General features: G+C 72.9%; 15 protein-coding genes. 11 read left to right on the top strand and 4 right to left on the bottom strand.

Features of this window, described 5'->3' with window-relative positions; all coding sequences use genetic code 11:
• Positions 1-16: 16 nt before the first annotated feature.
• On the top strand, positions 17-1,426 hold the full coding sequence (locus tag LP52_RS07390) for a PrsW family intramembrane metalloprotease (protein WP_040271864.1): 1,410 nt from the start codon (positions 17-19) through the stop codon (positions 1,424-1,426).
• On the opposite strand, the gene LP52_RS07395 is transcribed toward LP52_RS07390, so the two are convergent.
• Positions 1,365-2,438: a COX15/CtaA family protein gene (locus LP52_RS07395; RefSeq protein ID WP_040271865.1), complete on the bottom strand. Its 1,074-nt coding sequence runs from the start codon at positions 2,436-2,438 to the stop codon at positions 1,365-1,367. The two genes, LP52_RS07390 and LP52_RS07395, sit on opposite strands and share 62 nt — an antisense overlap.
• A 136-nt stretch (positions 2,439-2,574) precedes the next feature.
• Here LP52_RS07395 and LP52_RS07400 point away from each other — a divergent pair, with 136 nt between their 5' ends.
• Together LP52_RS07400 and LP52_RS07405 are read left to right on the top strand one after the other, a co-directional pair.
• Complete coding sequence (locus LP52_RS07400; RefSeq protein ID WP_040271867.1) at positions 2,575-2,946, top strand: ArsR/SmtB family transcription factor; 372 nt, start codon at positions 2,575-2,577, stop codon at positions 2,944-2,946.
• Between the two features lie 30 nt (positions 2,947-2,976).
• Entirely contained in the window at positions 2,977-3,624 is a 648-nt protein-coding gene (locus LP52_RS07405) for an SRPBCC family protein (RefSeq protein ID WP_040271868.1), read from the top strand.
• A 74-nt stretch (positions 3,625-3,698) separates the two neighbouring features.
• Here LP52_RS07405 and LP52_RS07410 read toward each other — a convergent pair whose 3' ends face one another.
• Positions 3,699-5,609 carry an ABC transporter ATP-binding protein gene (locus LP52_RS07410; RefSeq protein ID WP_040271928.1) on the bottom strand — a complete coding sequence of 637 codons (1,911 nt, stop codon included), beginning with the start codon at positions 5,607-5,609 and terminating at the stop codon, positions 3,699-3,701.
• Positions 5,610-5,902: 293 nt separating this feature from the next.
• Here LP52_RS07410 and LP52_RS07415 point away from each other — a divergent pair, with 293 nt between their 5' ends.
• The 8 genes from LP52_RS07415 to LP52_RS07450 all read left to right on the top strand — a co-directional run bounded on the left by LP52_RS07415 (position 5,903) and on the right by LP52_RS07450 (position 13,089).
• Positions 5,903-6,403: a metallophosphoesterase family protein gene (locus LP52_RS07415; RefSeq protein ID WP_040271869.1), complete on the top strand. Its 501-nt coding sequence runs from the start codon at positions 5,903-5,905 to the stop codon at positions 6,401-6,403.
• A 249-nt stretch (positions 6,404-6,652) separates the two neighbouring features.
• Positions 6,653-7,132, top strand: coding sequence for a VOC family protein (locus tag LP52_RS07420; protein ID WP_040271870.1), 480 nt, complete (start codon positions 6,653-6,655; stop codon positions 7,130-7,132).
• Between the two features lie 133 nt (positions 7,133-7,265).
• Positions 7,266-8,546, top strand: a complete 1,281-nt coding sequence (locus LP52_RS07425) for a cation:proton antiporter domain-containing protein (protein WP_052809560.1) — start codon at positions 7,266-7,268, stop codon at positions 8,544-8,546.
• A gap of 331 nt (positions 8,547-8,877) precedes the next feature.
• Positions 8,878-9,285, top strand: coding sequence for a hypothetical protein (locus LP52_RS07430; RefSeq protein ID WP_040271871.1), 408 nt, complete (start codon positions 8,878-8,880; stop codon positions 9,283-9,285).
• A 183-nt stretch (positions 9,286-9,468) separates the two neighbouring features.
• A complete protein-coding gene (locus LP52_RS07435) occupies positions 9,469-10,329 on the top strand; it encodes an enoyl-CoA hydratase/isomerase family protein (RefSeq protein WP_084722991.1) in 861 nt (286 codons plus the stop codon).
• A 65-nt stretch (positions 10,330-10,394) separates the two neighbouring features.
• Positions 10,395-11,570: an amidase gene (locus tag LP52_RS07440; protein ID WP_040271931.1), complete on the top strand. Its 1,176-nt coding sequence runs from the start codon at positions 10,395-10,397 to the stop codon at positions 11,568-11,570.
• A 398-nt stretch (positions 11,571-11,968) separates the two neighbouring features.
• Positions 11,969-12,484: a DUF3592 domain-containing protein gene (locus LP52_RS07445; RefSeq protein WP_052809561.1), complete on the top strand. Its 516-nt coding sequence runs from the start codon at positions 11,969-11,971 to the stop codon at positions 12,482-12,484.
• Positions 12,485-12,585: 101 nt separating this feature from the next.
• Positions 12,586-13,089, top strand: a complete 504-nt coding sequence (locus tag LP52_RS07450; protein ID WP_040271872.1) for a DUF3592 domain-containing protein — start codon at positions 12,586-12,588, stop codon at positions 13,087-13,089.
• 142 nt (positions 13,090-13,231) lie between these two features.
• On the opposite strand, the gene LP52_RS07455 is transcribed toward LP52_RS07450, so the two are convergent.
• On the bottom strand, positions 13,232-13,702 hold the full coding sequence (locus LP52_RS07455) for a hypothetical protein (RefSeq protein WP_193789961.1): 471 nt from the start codon (positions 13,700-13,702) through the stop codon (positions 13,232-13,234).
• Positions 13,703-13,947: 245 nt separating this feature from the next.
• A complete protein-coding gene (locus LP52_RS07460) occupies positions 13,948-14,796 on the bottom strand; it encodes a fumarylacetoacetate hydrolase family protein (protein WP_040271873.1) in 849 nt (282 codons plus the stop codon).
• Positions 14,797-14,802: the final 6 nt, after the last annotated feature.

Consider the following 14,802-nt stretch of genomic DNA (forward strand, 5'->3'; position numbering starts at 1 on the left):
ACTACGATCTGAGGCCATGCCCGCACTAGACGCCAAAGCCATCCTCGAGGGGCGCAGGCCAGGCCGCCGCTCCGTCGGACTCACCATCGGCATCGTCGTCAGCGTGCTCTGCATGCTGGCCATGTTCGGCTACCTGCTGTGGTCGGGCCTGGCGAGCGGCGGTGTCGCGGGCGTCGTGGGATTCGTGATCAGCCTGTTGGCGGCGATCATCCCCGTGGCGATCCTCGTGCCCCTGATCCTGGCGCTCGACAGGCTCGAACCCGAGCCCGGGATGGTGCTCACCTTCGCGTTCCTGTGGGGCGCCGGCGTGGCCGTGGTGGTCTCCTTCATCCTCAACACCGCGGGCATGGCGTTCGTGACGGTCCCGGCCTTCGGCGAGTCGCTGGGCGACTTCATCTCCACCGCGGTGGGCGCGCCGGTGGTCGAGGAGAGCGCCAAGGGCCTCGTGCTGCTTATCCTGCTGTGGCGGCGCCGCCACGAGCTGGACTCGCTGACCGACGGCGTCATCTACGCCGCCATGGTTGCCACGGGCTTCGCCTTCACCGAGAACATCCTCTACTTCCTCAGCTCCTACCTGAGCGAGGGCGCGTTCGGACTGGGCTTCACCTTCGTGCTGCGCGGGTTGATCGCGCCCTTCGGCCACCCCCTTTACACCGCGATGATCGGCATCGGCGTGGCGTATGCGGCCATCAACCGCGGCGGCGGGCGGATGCTGGCTCCCGTGCTGGGCTGGTTCGGCGCCGTCGTCCTGCACGGACTGTGGAACGCCTCCACCGCCTTCGGCTGGCTCGGCTTCGGCGTGGCCTACATCGTGCTGTTCTTCGTGCTGGTGTCGATCATCGTGCTGGCCGTGCAGGACCGCCGCAAGCACGTGGCCGCCATCGCGCACTTCCTGCCGCCCTACGTCTCCACCGGCCTGGTCACCCCGGCCGACGTGCGGATGCTCAGCTCCATTCCGGGGCGCCGCGGTGCGCGCTCCTGGGCCCAGCGCAACGCCGGCCAGCGCGGGCGCAACGCCATGAAGGACTACCAGCTCGCCGCGACCGAGCTCGCGCTGCTGCACCAGCGCCTGGCCCGCGGAGTCGCCAGGCCCAACTGGGAGGAGCGGCGCGACAACTTCCTCGCGCTGATGCATGCGGCGCGCACGGCCTTTCTCGGCCACGTCCAGCAGCCTGTCGCCCCGGCGTGGGCCTCGGCCCCGACCGATTCGGGGTTCCTGCAGCGTGCCGACTTCGAGCACGTCATCGCTCGGGCGCAGCAGCAGCGCGCCGCTCAGCCCCAGCAGCCGGGGCCGGGCGGTCCGCCGCCCGGAGGCCCGCCCCAGGGCCCGCCGCCTCAGGGGCCGCCACCCCAGGCGCCGCCGCCTAATCCCGGGCAGCAGCCGCCGTATCCGCCGCACCAGTCGGGTCCGGGCCGGAGTTGGTGATCGCCACCCGCTCGGCGGTGGCGAAGTACGCGCGCAGGATGGCCACCCACACCAGGGTCGAGCCCAGCACGTGCAGTACGACCAGCCCTTCGGGCAGGCCGAGCAGGTACTGGAGGTAGCCGACGACCCCCTGGCCGAGCACGGCCGCCACCAGCAGGTAGGCGGCCGTGCGCAGCGGGGCGGGCGCCCGGCGCACGGTGGCCCCTACCGCCAGAGCCACCGAGGTCAGCAGCACCGTCCAGGCCAGGGTGGAGTGGATGCGCGAGACGGCGACGATGTCGAAGCCCCAGCGCGGCGCCTCGGCGTCGCCGCCGTGCGGGCCGGTGCCGGTGACCACGGTGCCGGCGACCAGCAGCGCGAAGCCCAGCGGGAGCATGGCCCCGGCCAGCAGGCGCAGCGGCCGGGCGACCGTGGGGCGCAGCCGCCCCTGCGGTTCGCGGCAGCGCACGTAAAAGGCGACGGTCAGCACGACCACCAGCATGGACAGCAGGAAGTGGGCGGCCACCGAGGCCGGGTGCAGGTCGCTCCAGACGGTGATGCCCCCGACCACGGCCTGGCCCATCACCCCCAGCGGGATGACCGTCGCGTAGGCGAGCAGGTCGCGGCGGCGGGGCAGCGTGCGCAGTGTGGCGATGAAGACGATGATGCCTACGGCCAGCACCAGGAAGGTCAGCGTGCGGTTGCCGAACTCGATGGCGGCGTTGATCGCGGTGTGGCCGGTGTTGACGGGAACGAAGCTGTCTTCGGTGCAGCGGGGCCACTCCGAACAGCCCAGCCCCGAGGAGGTCACCCGCACCGTCGCGCCGGAGACCGCGATCCCGGCGTTGACCACGATGTTGCCCAGCCCCCACCAGCGGAGCGCGGCGGTGGTGGGGTGCCACACGCTGCGCGCCAGCAGCGCCAGCGCGATCACCCCGAGCACGGCCAGCGCGATCTGCCAGGCCCACAGGGGAAGGTTCAGCAGGAGGATGTCGTCGGCCGTGTAAGGGGCCGGAGCTGGGAGACCACGCATACGACAGACTGTAGTGCCTGATGCTCGGGGGCCCGTACGGGGTCCGCCGGCGCGCGGCGCGCACGGACCTTCCGTGGACCCGCGACACGCGGGATTAAGTATTTGCTTATATAAGTACCGGCTGTATATTGGTGGAATGAACGCGTTCGACGTGCTCGGCGACCCGGTTCGCCGCCGGATCCTCGAACTGCTCGCGGACGGGGAGTCGACTTCCGGAGCGGTGAGCGCGGTCGTCAGCGAGGAGTTCGGGATCAGCCAGCCCGCCGTCTCCCAGCACCTCAAGGTGCTGCGCGAAACCGGCTTCGCCACCGTGCGCCCCGAGGGGGCGCGGCGGCTGTACGCGGTCAACCCCGAACCCCTGCGCGACATCGACGTATGGCTCGACCGGTTCCGGCGCTTCTGGGAGCCCCGGCTGGAGGCCCTGGCCACCGAGCTGGCCCGGGGCAGGCGCGAGCGCCGCGCACACGAAGGCGGCGGGGGAACGGACGGGCCCGACCGGGGCGAGTGACCACCACCGAGGCTCAACGAGGAGACCACCGTGATCGACGTCAACCACCAGATCAGCGCCGTACGGCGGCGTCTGGGCACCCGCACACTCGACGCCGGCGAGGCGCGCGTGATGACCATCGGCCAGACCTACGATTCGCCGGTAGAGGACGTCTGGGACGCCGTCACCAACCCCGAGCGCATCCCGCGCTGGTTCCTGCCGGTCTCGGGCGACCTGAGCGAAGGCGGCCGCTACCAGCTGGAGGGCAACGCGGGCGGCACCATCAGCAGTTGCGACCCGCCCACGTCCTTCACCGCGACCTGGGAGTTCGGCGGTCAGGTCAGTTGGATCGAGGTGAGCCTGGCAGCCGAGCCCACCGGAACCCGTCTGGAGCTGGTGCACATCGCCCACGTCGACGACGAACTGTGGGATCGGTTCGGCCCGGGCGCCGTGGGCGTCGGCTGGGACATGGCCTTGATGGGCCTGGCCGAGCACCTGGCCAGCGGCGCGGCCGCCGACCCCGCCGAAGTCGAGAGCTGGATGGCCTCCGACGAGGGCCGGAGTTTCGTCGAGCTGAGCAGCGAGCGGTGGCGCCGGGCCAGCGTGGAGTTCGGCACCGACGAGGAGGCGGCCCGCGCCGCAGCCGAGCGCACCACGGCCTTCTACACCGGTGCGGAGGAGCCCGAGGGCCAAGGCTGAAGCGCCCCCGGCCCGGCGGCCGATTCAGCCCCGGGGCGCCGGGCCGAGTCCTCCGGTCCGGCGCCCCGTGCGGTTCAGTGCGCCCCCGCGGCGGAGGCGGGAGAGACCTGGTCCGGCGCACCGTCTCCGGCGGCGAACTGCGTCCGGTGCAGGACCTCATAGCGCCCGCCGGCGGCCAGCAGCTCCTCGTGCGTGCCGCGCTCGACGATCCGTCCCTCCTCGACGACCAGGATCACATCGGCGGCGCGCACGGTGGAGAGCCGGTGGGCGATGACCACCGCGGTGCGGCCCTCCAGCGCCTCGGCCAGCGCCTCCTGCACCGCCGCCTCGGAGGTGGAGTCCAAGTGGGCCGTCGCCTCGTCCAGGATCACCACGCGCGGCCGTGCCAGCAGCAGCCGCGCCACGGTCAGCCGCTGGCGCTCGCCGCCGGAGACCCGGTAGCCCCGTTCGCCCACCACGGTGTCCAGCCCTTCGGGAAGGGAGGCGACCAGGCCGTCCAACCGGGCCCGTCGCAGCGCGTCCCACAGCTCGTCCTCGCCGGCCTCGGGGCGGGCCAGCAGCAGGTTGGCGCGCACGGTGTCGTGGAAGAGGTGGCCGTCTTGGGTGACCATGCCCATGGAGGCGCGCAGCGACTCCGCGGACAGGTCGCGCACGTCGGTGCCGCTCAGCCGCACCGCGCCGGCGTCGACGTCGTACAGGCGCGGCAGCAACGAGGCGATGGTGGACTTGCCCGCGCCCGAGGAGCCCACCAGCGCCACCGTCTGGCCCGGTTCGGCGCGGAAGGACACCTGGTGCAGCACCTGCTTACCGGCAGCGGTGTCCAAGGCGGCGATCTCCTCCAGCGAGGCCAGCGAAACCTTGTCGGCGCTGGGGTAGGTGAAGTCCACCCTGTCGAACTCCACGGAGACCGGGCCCTCGGGAACCGGGACGGCGTCGGTGCGCTCGGCGATGAGCGGCTCCAGGTCGAGCACCTCGAAGACCCGCTCGAAGCTGACCACCGCGCTCATCACCTCCATCCGGGCCCCGGCCAGCTCGGTCAGCGGGGCGTACAGCCGGGTCAGCAGCATCGCCAGCGCCACCACGGCGCCGGCCTCCAGCGTGCCGCTCAGCGCCAGGAATCCCCCGATCCCGTAGACGACGGCCAGCGCCAGCGCCGACACCAGTGTCAGCGCGGTCATGAAGGTCGTCTGCACCATCGCGGTGCGCACCCCGATGTCGCGCACCCGGCGCGCCCGGGCGCGGAACTCGACCGATTCCTGCTCGGGGCGGCCGAACAGCTTGATCAGCACGGCTCCGCCCGCCGAGAACCGCTCGGTCATGCGGGTGCCCATGGCCGCGTTGTGGTCCGCGGCCTCGCGCTCCAGGCGGGCCAGCCGACCCCCCATGCGCCGCGCCGGAACGACGAACAGCGGGAGCAGGAGCAGCGAGGCCAGTGTGACCTGCCACGACAGGGCGAACATGGCCACCAGGGTCAGCACCAGCGTCACCAGGTTGCCCACCACGCCCGAAAGAGTGTCGGAGAAGGCGCGCTGGGCGCCGATGACGTCGTTGTTCAACCGGCTGACCAGCGCACCGGTGCGGGTGCGGGTGAAGAAGGCCACCGGCATGCGCTGCACGTGGTCGTAGACGGCAGAGCGCAGGTCCAGGATCAGTCCTTCGCCGATCCGGGACGAGAACCAGCGGGTGAGCAGCCCCAGCCCTGCCTCGGCCAGGGCGATGGCCGCGATCAGCGCCGCGAGCCGCAGCACCCGGTCCAGGGGTTGGGCGCCGACGATCGCGTCGACGATGCGCCCTGCCAGCAGCGGCGTGGCCACCGCCAGCGCAGCGGTGACGCTGCTGAGTACGACGAACGCGATCAGCGCGCGCTTATGCGGCCGGGCGAAGCGGCCGATGCGCCGCAGCGTGGCCGCGGAGAACGGCCGGCGGTCGTCGGGTGCGTGCATGGCGTGGTACATCGAGTTCCACGCGGTGACCTCCATACTCATGCGGATCCCGTCCTGTCTGTGCTCGGCGGCGTCGGACCCCGCCTGAGCGGCCGCTGCCACTCCCGCTCCGACGGCACGGCCGACCCTAGATCCTCAAGTTAACTTGAGGTCAATCGCCGGGAAGCCGGGAAGGCCGCCCCGCGGCGGGCAGGACGCGGCCGCCGGGCACGCGTCCGTGCCGAGGGCCGACCGGCCTCTACGGGCGGGGGGCCGAGCATTCGGCGGGGCGCGCCGCGGGTGCGCCGGGCCCGCGTCGCTCCCGCCGCGGGCGCCGGATCGCTACGCTGAGCCTGATGCGGCTGCTGATCATCTCGGACACGCACATCCCGCGCCGGGCACGGGAGCTGCCCGCCGCCGTCCGCGACGAAGTCGAGCGGGCCGACGTGGTCGTGCACGCCGGCGACTGGGTCGACCTCGCCTCCCTGGAGGACCTGCGGGCGCGGTCGCACCGGCTCGTGGGCGTCTACGGCAACAACGACGGCCCCGAGCTGCGTGAGCGGCTGCCCGAGATCGCCCGGGTGACGCTTGAGGGCGTGCGCCTGGCCGTCGTGCACGAGACCGGGCAGGCCAAGGGCCGCGAGAAGCGCTGCGCCGAGCGCTTCGGCGACGCCGACGTGCTGGTGTTCGGCCACTCGCACATTCCGTGGGACACGACCGCACCCGGCGGGCTGCGCCTGCTCAACCCGGGCTCGCCCACCGACCGCCGCCGTCAGCCCCACCACACCTACATGACCGCGGCCGCGGCCGACGCGCGGCTGAGCGACGTGCGCCTGCACCGCATCGGCCCGGCCTGAAGCACGGTGTCGGCGGAGCGCCTGCCAGGGGCGCGAAGGGTCGCGCTCCTGCCGAGGTCGGCGCGGTGCCGCGGCGGGTACCACCACACCGTGGCCCGCCGGAGCGCGGCGGAGGATCGCGCGTGAAAACCCGCCGCGACGGCGATGAGTCCCGCGGCCGACCGCCGTCTACCGTGCAGCACCGCTCGATTCGGCGGCGCCTCAGGAAGCGGAACCGATCACGGGACCGCACGGCGGAAGGAGCGCGACGTGCAGAAGATCATGACCCATCTGTGGTTCGACGACCAGGCCGAAGAGGCCGCCCGGTTCTACACCTCGATCTTCGCGGACTCGCGGATCGTGGACGTCACCGACTACGGCCGCAAGGCGCCCGGCACCGACGTGACGGTGCTGACGGTGACCTTCGAGCTGGCGGGCCAGCGCTACATCGCCCTCAACGCCGGGCCCGCCTTCACCTTCACCGAGGCGGTCTCGCTCTATGTGGACTGCGCCGACCAGGAGGAGGTCGACTACTACTGGGCGCGGCTGCTGGAAGGCGGCGGCGAGGAGGTCCAGTGCGGGTGGCTCAAGGACCGCTACGGGCTGTCCTGGCAGGTGGTGCCGCGCACGTTCACCGAGCTGATGGCCGACCCCGACCCCGAACGGGCCGGGCGGGCCTTCGAGGCGATGATGGGCATGGTCAAGCCCGACGTCGCGAAGCTGGTCGCCGCCGCCGACGGCGCCTCCTGACCGCACGACGCCCCGGCTGCGCCGGCGCGGCGCCGCTACGCGCCGGTTGGACGGGCCCCGACCGGGGTAGGCGCCCGCGCGGAGCGACGCGTGGACGACGACCGCGATCCGGCGCGGTTGAGGGGTGCCAACATTGATCGAGCTGGTCCTGGCCTTTGCGGTGGTGCTGTTCGCAGCCGTGCTGGTTTCGGGAATCGCGCACCGGACGGTGCTCTCCACCGCCGCGCTGTTCCTCGTCGCCGGGTTCGTGCTCGGGCAGGGCGTGCTGGGGGTGGTGCCGCTGACGGGCGGCACCGACTCCGTGCGGCTGCTTGCCGAGGGCGCGCTGTTCGCCGTGCTGTTCACCGACGGCATGCGCCTGGACGTCAAGGACCTGCGGGCCCACTGGCGGCTGCCCGCCCGCGCCCTCGGGCTGGGCATGCCCGTCACCTTCGCGCTGATCGCGCTGCTGGCCCGCTACCTGGCCGGGCTGGAGTGGCCGGAGGCGCTGCTGATCGCGGCGGTGCTCTCGCCGACCGACCCGGTCTTCGCCGCCGCTCTGGTCGCCCGCAAGCGCGTGCCCTACCGGCTCCGCCACCTGCTCAACGTGGAGTCCGGGCTCAACGACGGGATCGCGCTTCCCGTGGTGGTCGTGCTGCTCGCGCTGGCCGCCGACCAGCCGCCGCACCCGGCGCTGCTGGCGGGCGAGCTCGGGCTGGGCGTGCTGGTGGGCGTCGGCGTCGCCTTGGGCGGGATCCTGCTGGAGCGGCTGCCCTGGCTGACGGCGACCACCCGCTACGAACCGCTGGGCGCATTCGCCATCGGCCTGGCCATCCTGGCCCTGTGCCAGCTCACCCACGCCAACATGTTCCTCGCGGCCTTCACCGCCGGAGTCACCATCGCGACGGCGAGCCCGGAGATGCGCACGGCTTTCGACAGGTTCGGCGAATCGATCGCCGAACTGCTCAAGCTCGCCGCCCTGCTGGCGTTCGGCGCGCTGATGTCGCCCTCCTTCCTCGCCGAGATCCCGCTGAGCGGATGGATCTTCGCGTTCCTGGTCCTGCTGGTGGCCCGCCCCGCCGCGCTGGCGGCGGCGATGATCGGGTCGCAACTGGACGTGCGGGAGCGGACCGCGATCGCCTGGTTCGGCCCCAAGGGGTTCGCCTCGGTGGTCTACGGCCTGCTCGTGCTGGAGTCGGACCTGGCCCGCAGCGACGAGCTGTTCCACCTGGCGGCCCTGGCCATCGTCCTCTCGATCCTGGCGCACTCCTCCACCGACATCCTCGTCGCCGGCCGCTTCCCCCGCGACGGCGAGCAGCCCTCGTCCGATGACGGAGGGCCAAGCGAACCGGAGGGCGCATCCACCCCGGAGGGCCCACCGCCGGACACGTCCGCAGGCGAGGACCCGCAAGCCGGGGGCCCGCACTCCCGCTGAGAGCTCCCAAGACGGACACAGACCGGCCCCCCTTTTCGCCGTTGATCTTGTACCTACGGTGAGTGACAGCGATTTCCCGGGACGGTGGGTACAAGATCAACGGCGGCGCGCCCCGCGCCCCGACGCCCCCCGGGCCGTCCCTACCGTCGCCGCCTCGTCGGGGGCCCGGCCGTCTGCCCGCCGGAACCAGTGGACGCATGCCCGAGCCACCGAGCCACCCGCCGTCTTCGCTGCCCGGGCGCACCCCCCACCCCTTGCGACTCGCGATGTATACGGATGTGCTCTTACCGGCGGATGCCCGGGCGCCCGGGACCGCTCTAGCGTCGAGGCCATGGACTTCAAACGACTCCAGTGGCCGCTCGTGGTGGGCCTGGGTGCCCTGGCTCTGGTCCGGCCGCTGCTGAACATCGTCACCGAGCAGGTGGAAGGGGTGGACGTCGCCGCGCCGATTCTCGCGACGATCGGGGTTTCGCTGGTGTGGATCGCGGCGGTGGGGCTGTTCCGCGTCGGCCAGCCGGTGCTGACCCTGGTCTGTGCGGGCCTGGTCTCCGCCGTGCTGTCGATCGTGCTCAGCGGCGTCCTGTCGGTCACGCTCGTCGGCGAGTTGCAGGGGCCGCTGGCGCGGCCGATCGCGATCGTGCCCGTGCTGCTGATCAACGCGGTGTGGGGTGCGCTGGCGGGCGCGCTCGCCCTCGGCCTGCAGCGCCTCCGCGCAGATCGACGCCCCTTTCGCCGTTGATCTTGTACCTACGGTGAGTGACAGCGATTTCCCGGGACGGTGGGTACAAGATCAACGGCGGCGCGCTCCGTACCCCGCCCGTCGGCCGGCGGACCGGGGCGGGCGAGAATGCTCCCGGAGCGGCGCGCCGGAGGGTCGGCCGCCGGGACGGCAGCAGGTGCCGAGCCGAAGCGGAGGCGGCGGATGAGCGAGGATGTGGACCGCAGCGCGGCAGCGGGTGAACACGCGGACCGGCGGGAGGCCGCCGGGGACGGTGCGGACGGTGCGGACGGCGGCCCCGAGCTGCTGGTGTCCCAGCGCGGCGGCGTGCTGAGCGTGACCTTCAACCGCCCCGCTCGACGCAACGCCATGACCTGGGCGATGTACGAAGGGCTGGCGCACGCCTGTGAACGGGCCGACGCCGACGAGGACGTGCGCGCCCTGCTGCTCACCGGAGCCGGGGACGCCGCGTTCGTGGCCGGTACCGACATCGGCCAGTTCGCCGAATTCACCGACGGCGCCGACGGCGTCGACTACGAGCGGCGCATGGGCGCCGTCATCGACCGCCTCGCCGCGGTGCGGGTACCCACGCTCGCGGCAGTGCGCGGCTACTGCGTGGGCGGTGGGCTGATCATCGCCGCGGCATGCGACCTGCGTATCGCCGCGCCCTCGGCCCGGTTCGGCGTGCCCATCGCGCGCACGCTCGGCAACTGCCTGGCGATGCCCACCTACGCGCTGCTCGTGGACCACCTCGGGCCCGCGCGCACGCTGGACCTGCTGCTGACAGCGCGCATGCTCACCGCCGACGAGGCGCACGGGGTCGGTTTCGTCACCCGCCTTGCGACGGAGGAGGGCCTCGACGCCGAAGCGGCGGCCCTGACCGACCGCCTCGCCGAGCACGCGCCGCTGAGCATGTGGGCCGCCAAGGAGTCGGTGCGCCGCCTGCGCAACGCGAACCTGCCCGAGGACCGCGACATCATCGAACGGGCGTACGGCAGCGAGGACTTCCGCAACGCGGTCGCCGCCTTCGCCGGTAAGACCACCCCCACCTGGCAGGGGCGTTGAAGGCGCGCGAGCCCGCCCCTGCGCACGGTTCCCCTTCGCCCGATGGGCAGAATCGTCCTGTGGCCATGGTGCACGGACGTCGGCAAAGCGTCTCCGCGATCGTTGCCGCTGTCGCATGCGGGCAGACGAGCGCCTCCGAGATGGTCGAGGAGGCCCTCGTCGGCATCCGGCGGCGGGACGGGGCGGTCAACGCCTTCTGCGCGGTGTGGGAGGAGTGGGCGCGCGACCGCGCCGCGGAGGTCGACGCCGCCGTGGCCCGCGGTGCCGAGCTTCCGCTGGCCGGGGTGCCGATCGGGGTGAAGCGCTCCGAGGGCACCGCTTCCTTCCAGGCCCGGCGGCTCGTCGCGGCGGGCGCGGTGCCCGTCGGTGCGACCGCCGTGCCCGGTCCGGGAACGGAGTGGAAGACCTGGGGCTCCACCGACTGCGGGCCCACCGTCAACCCGCGGCGGCCCGGCCTGAGCCCCGGCGGATCGTCAGCGGGCTCCGGCGCGGCGGTGGCGGCGGGCCTGGTGCCGCTGGCCACGGCCAGCGACGGTGCGGGCTCCACCCGGATTCCCGCGGCCTGGTGCTCGGTGGTGGGCTACAAACCCACCTCGGGGCGGATGCCGGCCCGCGACGCGGCAGGGCTGACGGTCGGCGGCCCCATCGCACGCCGCGTAGGCGACGCCGATCTCTACCGCCGCGTCGTGCTGGGGGAGCGGCCGACGACGGACGGGCACGGGCGTGCGGAGCCCCGGCGCAAAGCGGGTCCACTGCGGGTGGCGTGGTCGGCGACGCTGGGCTTCAACCGCGTGCACGCCGGAGTGGCGGAGACCGCCGCCGGTGCGCTGGGGGAGTGGGAGCGCAGCGGCGCGATCACGGTGCACGAGGCCGGTCTCGACCTCGACGACCCGGGAGCTCGGTGGCGGGCCCTGCGCGCGTCGCCGGCCCTGCGCCCGGCCGGCGACGGCATGTGGGGCGGCGACCGCAACGCGGCTCGGCTCGCGGAATTGTTCGCCGAGTTCGACCTGCTGGCCACTCCGGCCACACCGAACCCGCCCCATGGCCCGCAGGGGCCGGGAGAGGCGATGAGCGTGGGACTGACCTGGCTGTTCAACCTCACCGGGCACCCCGCCGTCAGTGTGCCGGCCGGCTTCCTGGACGACGGCGCCCCCGTTGGCCTCCAGCTGGTCGCCGATCCGCACGACGACGAGGCACTGCTGCGCGCCGCGGCCGACTACGAGGCAGGCGTTCTGGACTGAGGGCGCGGGAGCGGCGGCGCCCGGTCGGGCGGCGGTCGCGCGGGCGCCGGCGTCGGCGTCGGCGCCGGCGACCAGGAGCCGCCGGCGCCGACGAGCCCGCTCGAAAGCGGACCACTCCGGGCGGGCGCCTGGTCGCAGATCACCGTGGACGGCCGCCCGGGCAGAGACGTGTGAGCGTGCGCCCGCGGTGCGCGGCCGCCCACACTGGCCCGTGGGCGAATGTGTAGCACCCTTCGGGTTGATGACGCGGCTACCCCTGGTCAGCTCGGACGAAACCCGACAGCCGGGTGTTCCGCATCCGGCGGCTGTTCTGCGGCGGCGTTCCCGGACCCGGAACGCGGCGGTGCCCGGCCGCGTCCAAACCGCGATCGGGACGGACACCACGGAAAGGTACTGCGATGAAGGGATCGTTCGATCCGCCGGGCACTAGCGCCTCCTCACCCCGCACGGTGCGACGCGTGCTGTCGTTCTCCTTGGCGGCGCCGATCGGCCTGGTTTCGCTCATCCTGCTGATCATCGGCGGGGTCTTCCTGGCAGTCGGGCAGGCGGACTACTCGGACTACACCGGTCGGGCCGAAGCGCTGGTCAGCGCCCGTGAGCAGACCACCGAGACGCGGGGTACGGGCGACAACAAGCGCACGCAAACCGACATCGACGTCTTCGTCGACTACGAGGCCGAGGGGCGGGAGTTCACCTCCGTCAAATTGAACGGGTTGAATCCGAGCTCGTACAACGAAGGCGACGAGCTGACCGTGGCCTACGACCCCGCCGATCCCGGCGACCCGGTTACGGCGCAGAGCACCGAGGAAGGCGCGTTCGACCTCTTCCTCTGGCTCGCCGTGGGGATGCTGGCCGCGGGCGGGATCGGCGCGCTCACCGCCCTCGCACTGGTGGTGATCGCCGCCCGCCGCTGAGGCCGCAGTACCGTTCGCCGAACGGGCCCCGGCCCGTGAACGCGGCGGTGCGGGACCGCGTCCCATCAGCGGATCGGCACGGACACGACGGAAAGGCCACGATGGACACCCCCGGAACGGACCGGCCGCCCCCGTCGCGGCGGCGGCGCGTCGTGTCAGCCGTCTTCGCCGTGCTGTGCGGAATCCTCGCCCTCGTGATGCTGTTCATCGGCGGTGTGCTCCTGCTGTTCGGGCACGAGGACTACGCCGACTACACCGGTCGGGCCGAAGCCGTGGTCAACGCCGTGGAATCCGAGGAGGGCAGCGGTATCACCACCGCCTACGTCGACTTCCGGGCCGACGGCCGCGAGTACACGCGCGTCGCGCTGTACGGCATGAACGTCCCCGAGCTCAGCGGCGGCGACCGGCTGACCGTGGCCTACGACCCCGCCGATCCCGGGGGCGAGGTGACGACGGTGGAGAGCACCGACGGAAAGGTCCACGACACGTTGTTCTGGCCGGGTGTCGCGGCGGTGTTCGCGGCAGGAATCGCCGGGACCGGGATGCTCGTCCTGTTCGGGAAGGCGATCGGGCTGCGACTGAAGCGGCCCGCCCCGGCGGGCTAGTGTCGTAGCCGCTGGAGTGGGCCGGCCCCCGAGGAGCCCGGCGCTCGCGTGAGGGGCGGGGCGGGCGACCCCTGCGGTTCCCGCCTCCCAACGCTTCCCCATGGGCGCCTCGCCGCAGGACGGGCGTCCGAGGCTGCGCTCCCTACCGAGGGCGCTGCGGCAGGAGGCGGGAGAGCAGCCAGGCCGCGGCCCCGCTCACCGCGCCGACCAGGGCTCCGGTCGCAACACTGCTGACGAACGCGGCCGCGCGCAGTACTCCGCTCTCCGCCGCCGGTGGCAGCACCCCGGCGAGTTCACCGCCCAGCGTCGGCGGGTCGCCCGCGAACCCCTGCATCCACAGCACCTGGTGCGCCACCGCCAACAGCAGACCGTAGACGAGCCCCACGGCCAGCAGCGCCGCGAACGGGCGCTGAAGCCGGCCCAGTACGGCCACGGCGATCCATACCAGGACCGGACCGAAGACGAGCACCGCGTTCACCGCCGGGCCCACCAGGCCGAGGTCGTGGGCGACGGCGCGCGGCAGCCCCAGCGCGGCCAGTCCGAGCACGCCCCACCACGGCAGCCCCAGTCGCCACCGCCCGCGTGCCGTGCTTTCCCCGTCGTCGACGTGCATCCGTCCCCATTTCTCGTCTGCCGGTCTTCACAGGCCGTTTCCGGCGGTGCCGCCGGTGCGCCCGCCCGCGGCCCGGTGCGGCCGGGCGGGGCGTGCCCGCTGTGACGACGCTAGGGGTGCGGCGGGCGGCGGGGCGTCCGCCGCGGCGCCGCACTCGGCATACATCGCGCGGTGTAGGGGATCCGGTGCGCCTGCGTCGCCGGTCGGATGCAAGCCGGCGGTGCGGCGGACGCGCGGCCCGGTTCTCAGCCCTGCACGACAGGGTTGTACAGCTCGCCGACGCCGGGGATGCGGCAGCCGGCGACGTCGCCGGGGCGGATGTGGACGGCGCCGGGCGTGCCCGTGGAGATGATGTCGCCGGGGAACAGCGGCATGACACGGCTGTGGAACCCGACGAGGAACGCGGGGGAGTAGCGCATGTGGTCGACCGTGTTCACCCGGTCGCCGCCGCCGTTGAGCACCGTCGCCACACTCAGCCCGCCCAGCGAGCCCGCCGACTTCACGACCTCGGACAGCGGCACGATCGCCGGGCCGAAGGAGAAGAACCCGGGGAAGTTCTTGCTGCGGGTCAGAAAGCGCGGATTGCGCGCCAGGATGTCCTCGGCGGTCTGGTCCAGGACCGTGCACACGCCCCACACGTGGCTGAGCGCGTCCTCGTCGTCGGCGTCGCGGCACTCCCTGCCGATGACCAAACCCAGTTCGGCCTCGGCGGTGACCCGTTCGCTCTGCCGGGGAAGCGGGATCGGCTCGCCCGGCGCGATGATGGTGTGGTCGCCCTTCATGAAGGAGGCGGGCTCCTCGGGGACCTGCTCGGTCAGGTCCGAGGCGTGCTCGAGGTAGTTCAGCCCGATGCCCCAGATCTTTCGCGGCCGGGTGTAGGGCGCGGCGAAGGCGGTGCCCTCCAGCGGCGCGAAGGCCGAGTCCGGGGCCGAGCGGACGGCGGCGGCGAAGTCGCGCTCGGCGACGCGCTCCACCACCTCCAGCGCTGTGGCCGGTGCGCCGGGGAGGACGTCGGCCGCGGGAGCGAGACCGCGCTCCTCGTCGACGACGACCGGGGTGTCGCCCTCGGCGCTGCGTGCTGTGGCCAGGTACATGCGAAC

The organism is Streptomonospora alba, assembly GCF_000826685.1.
Lineage (GTDB): Bacteria > Actinomycetota > Actinomycetes > Streptosporangiales > Streptosporangiaceae > Streptomonospora > Streptomonospora alba.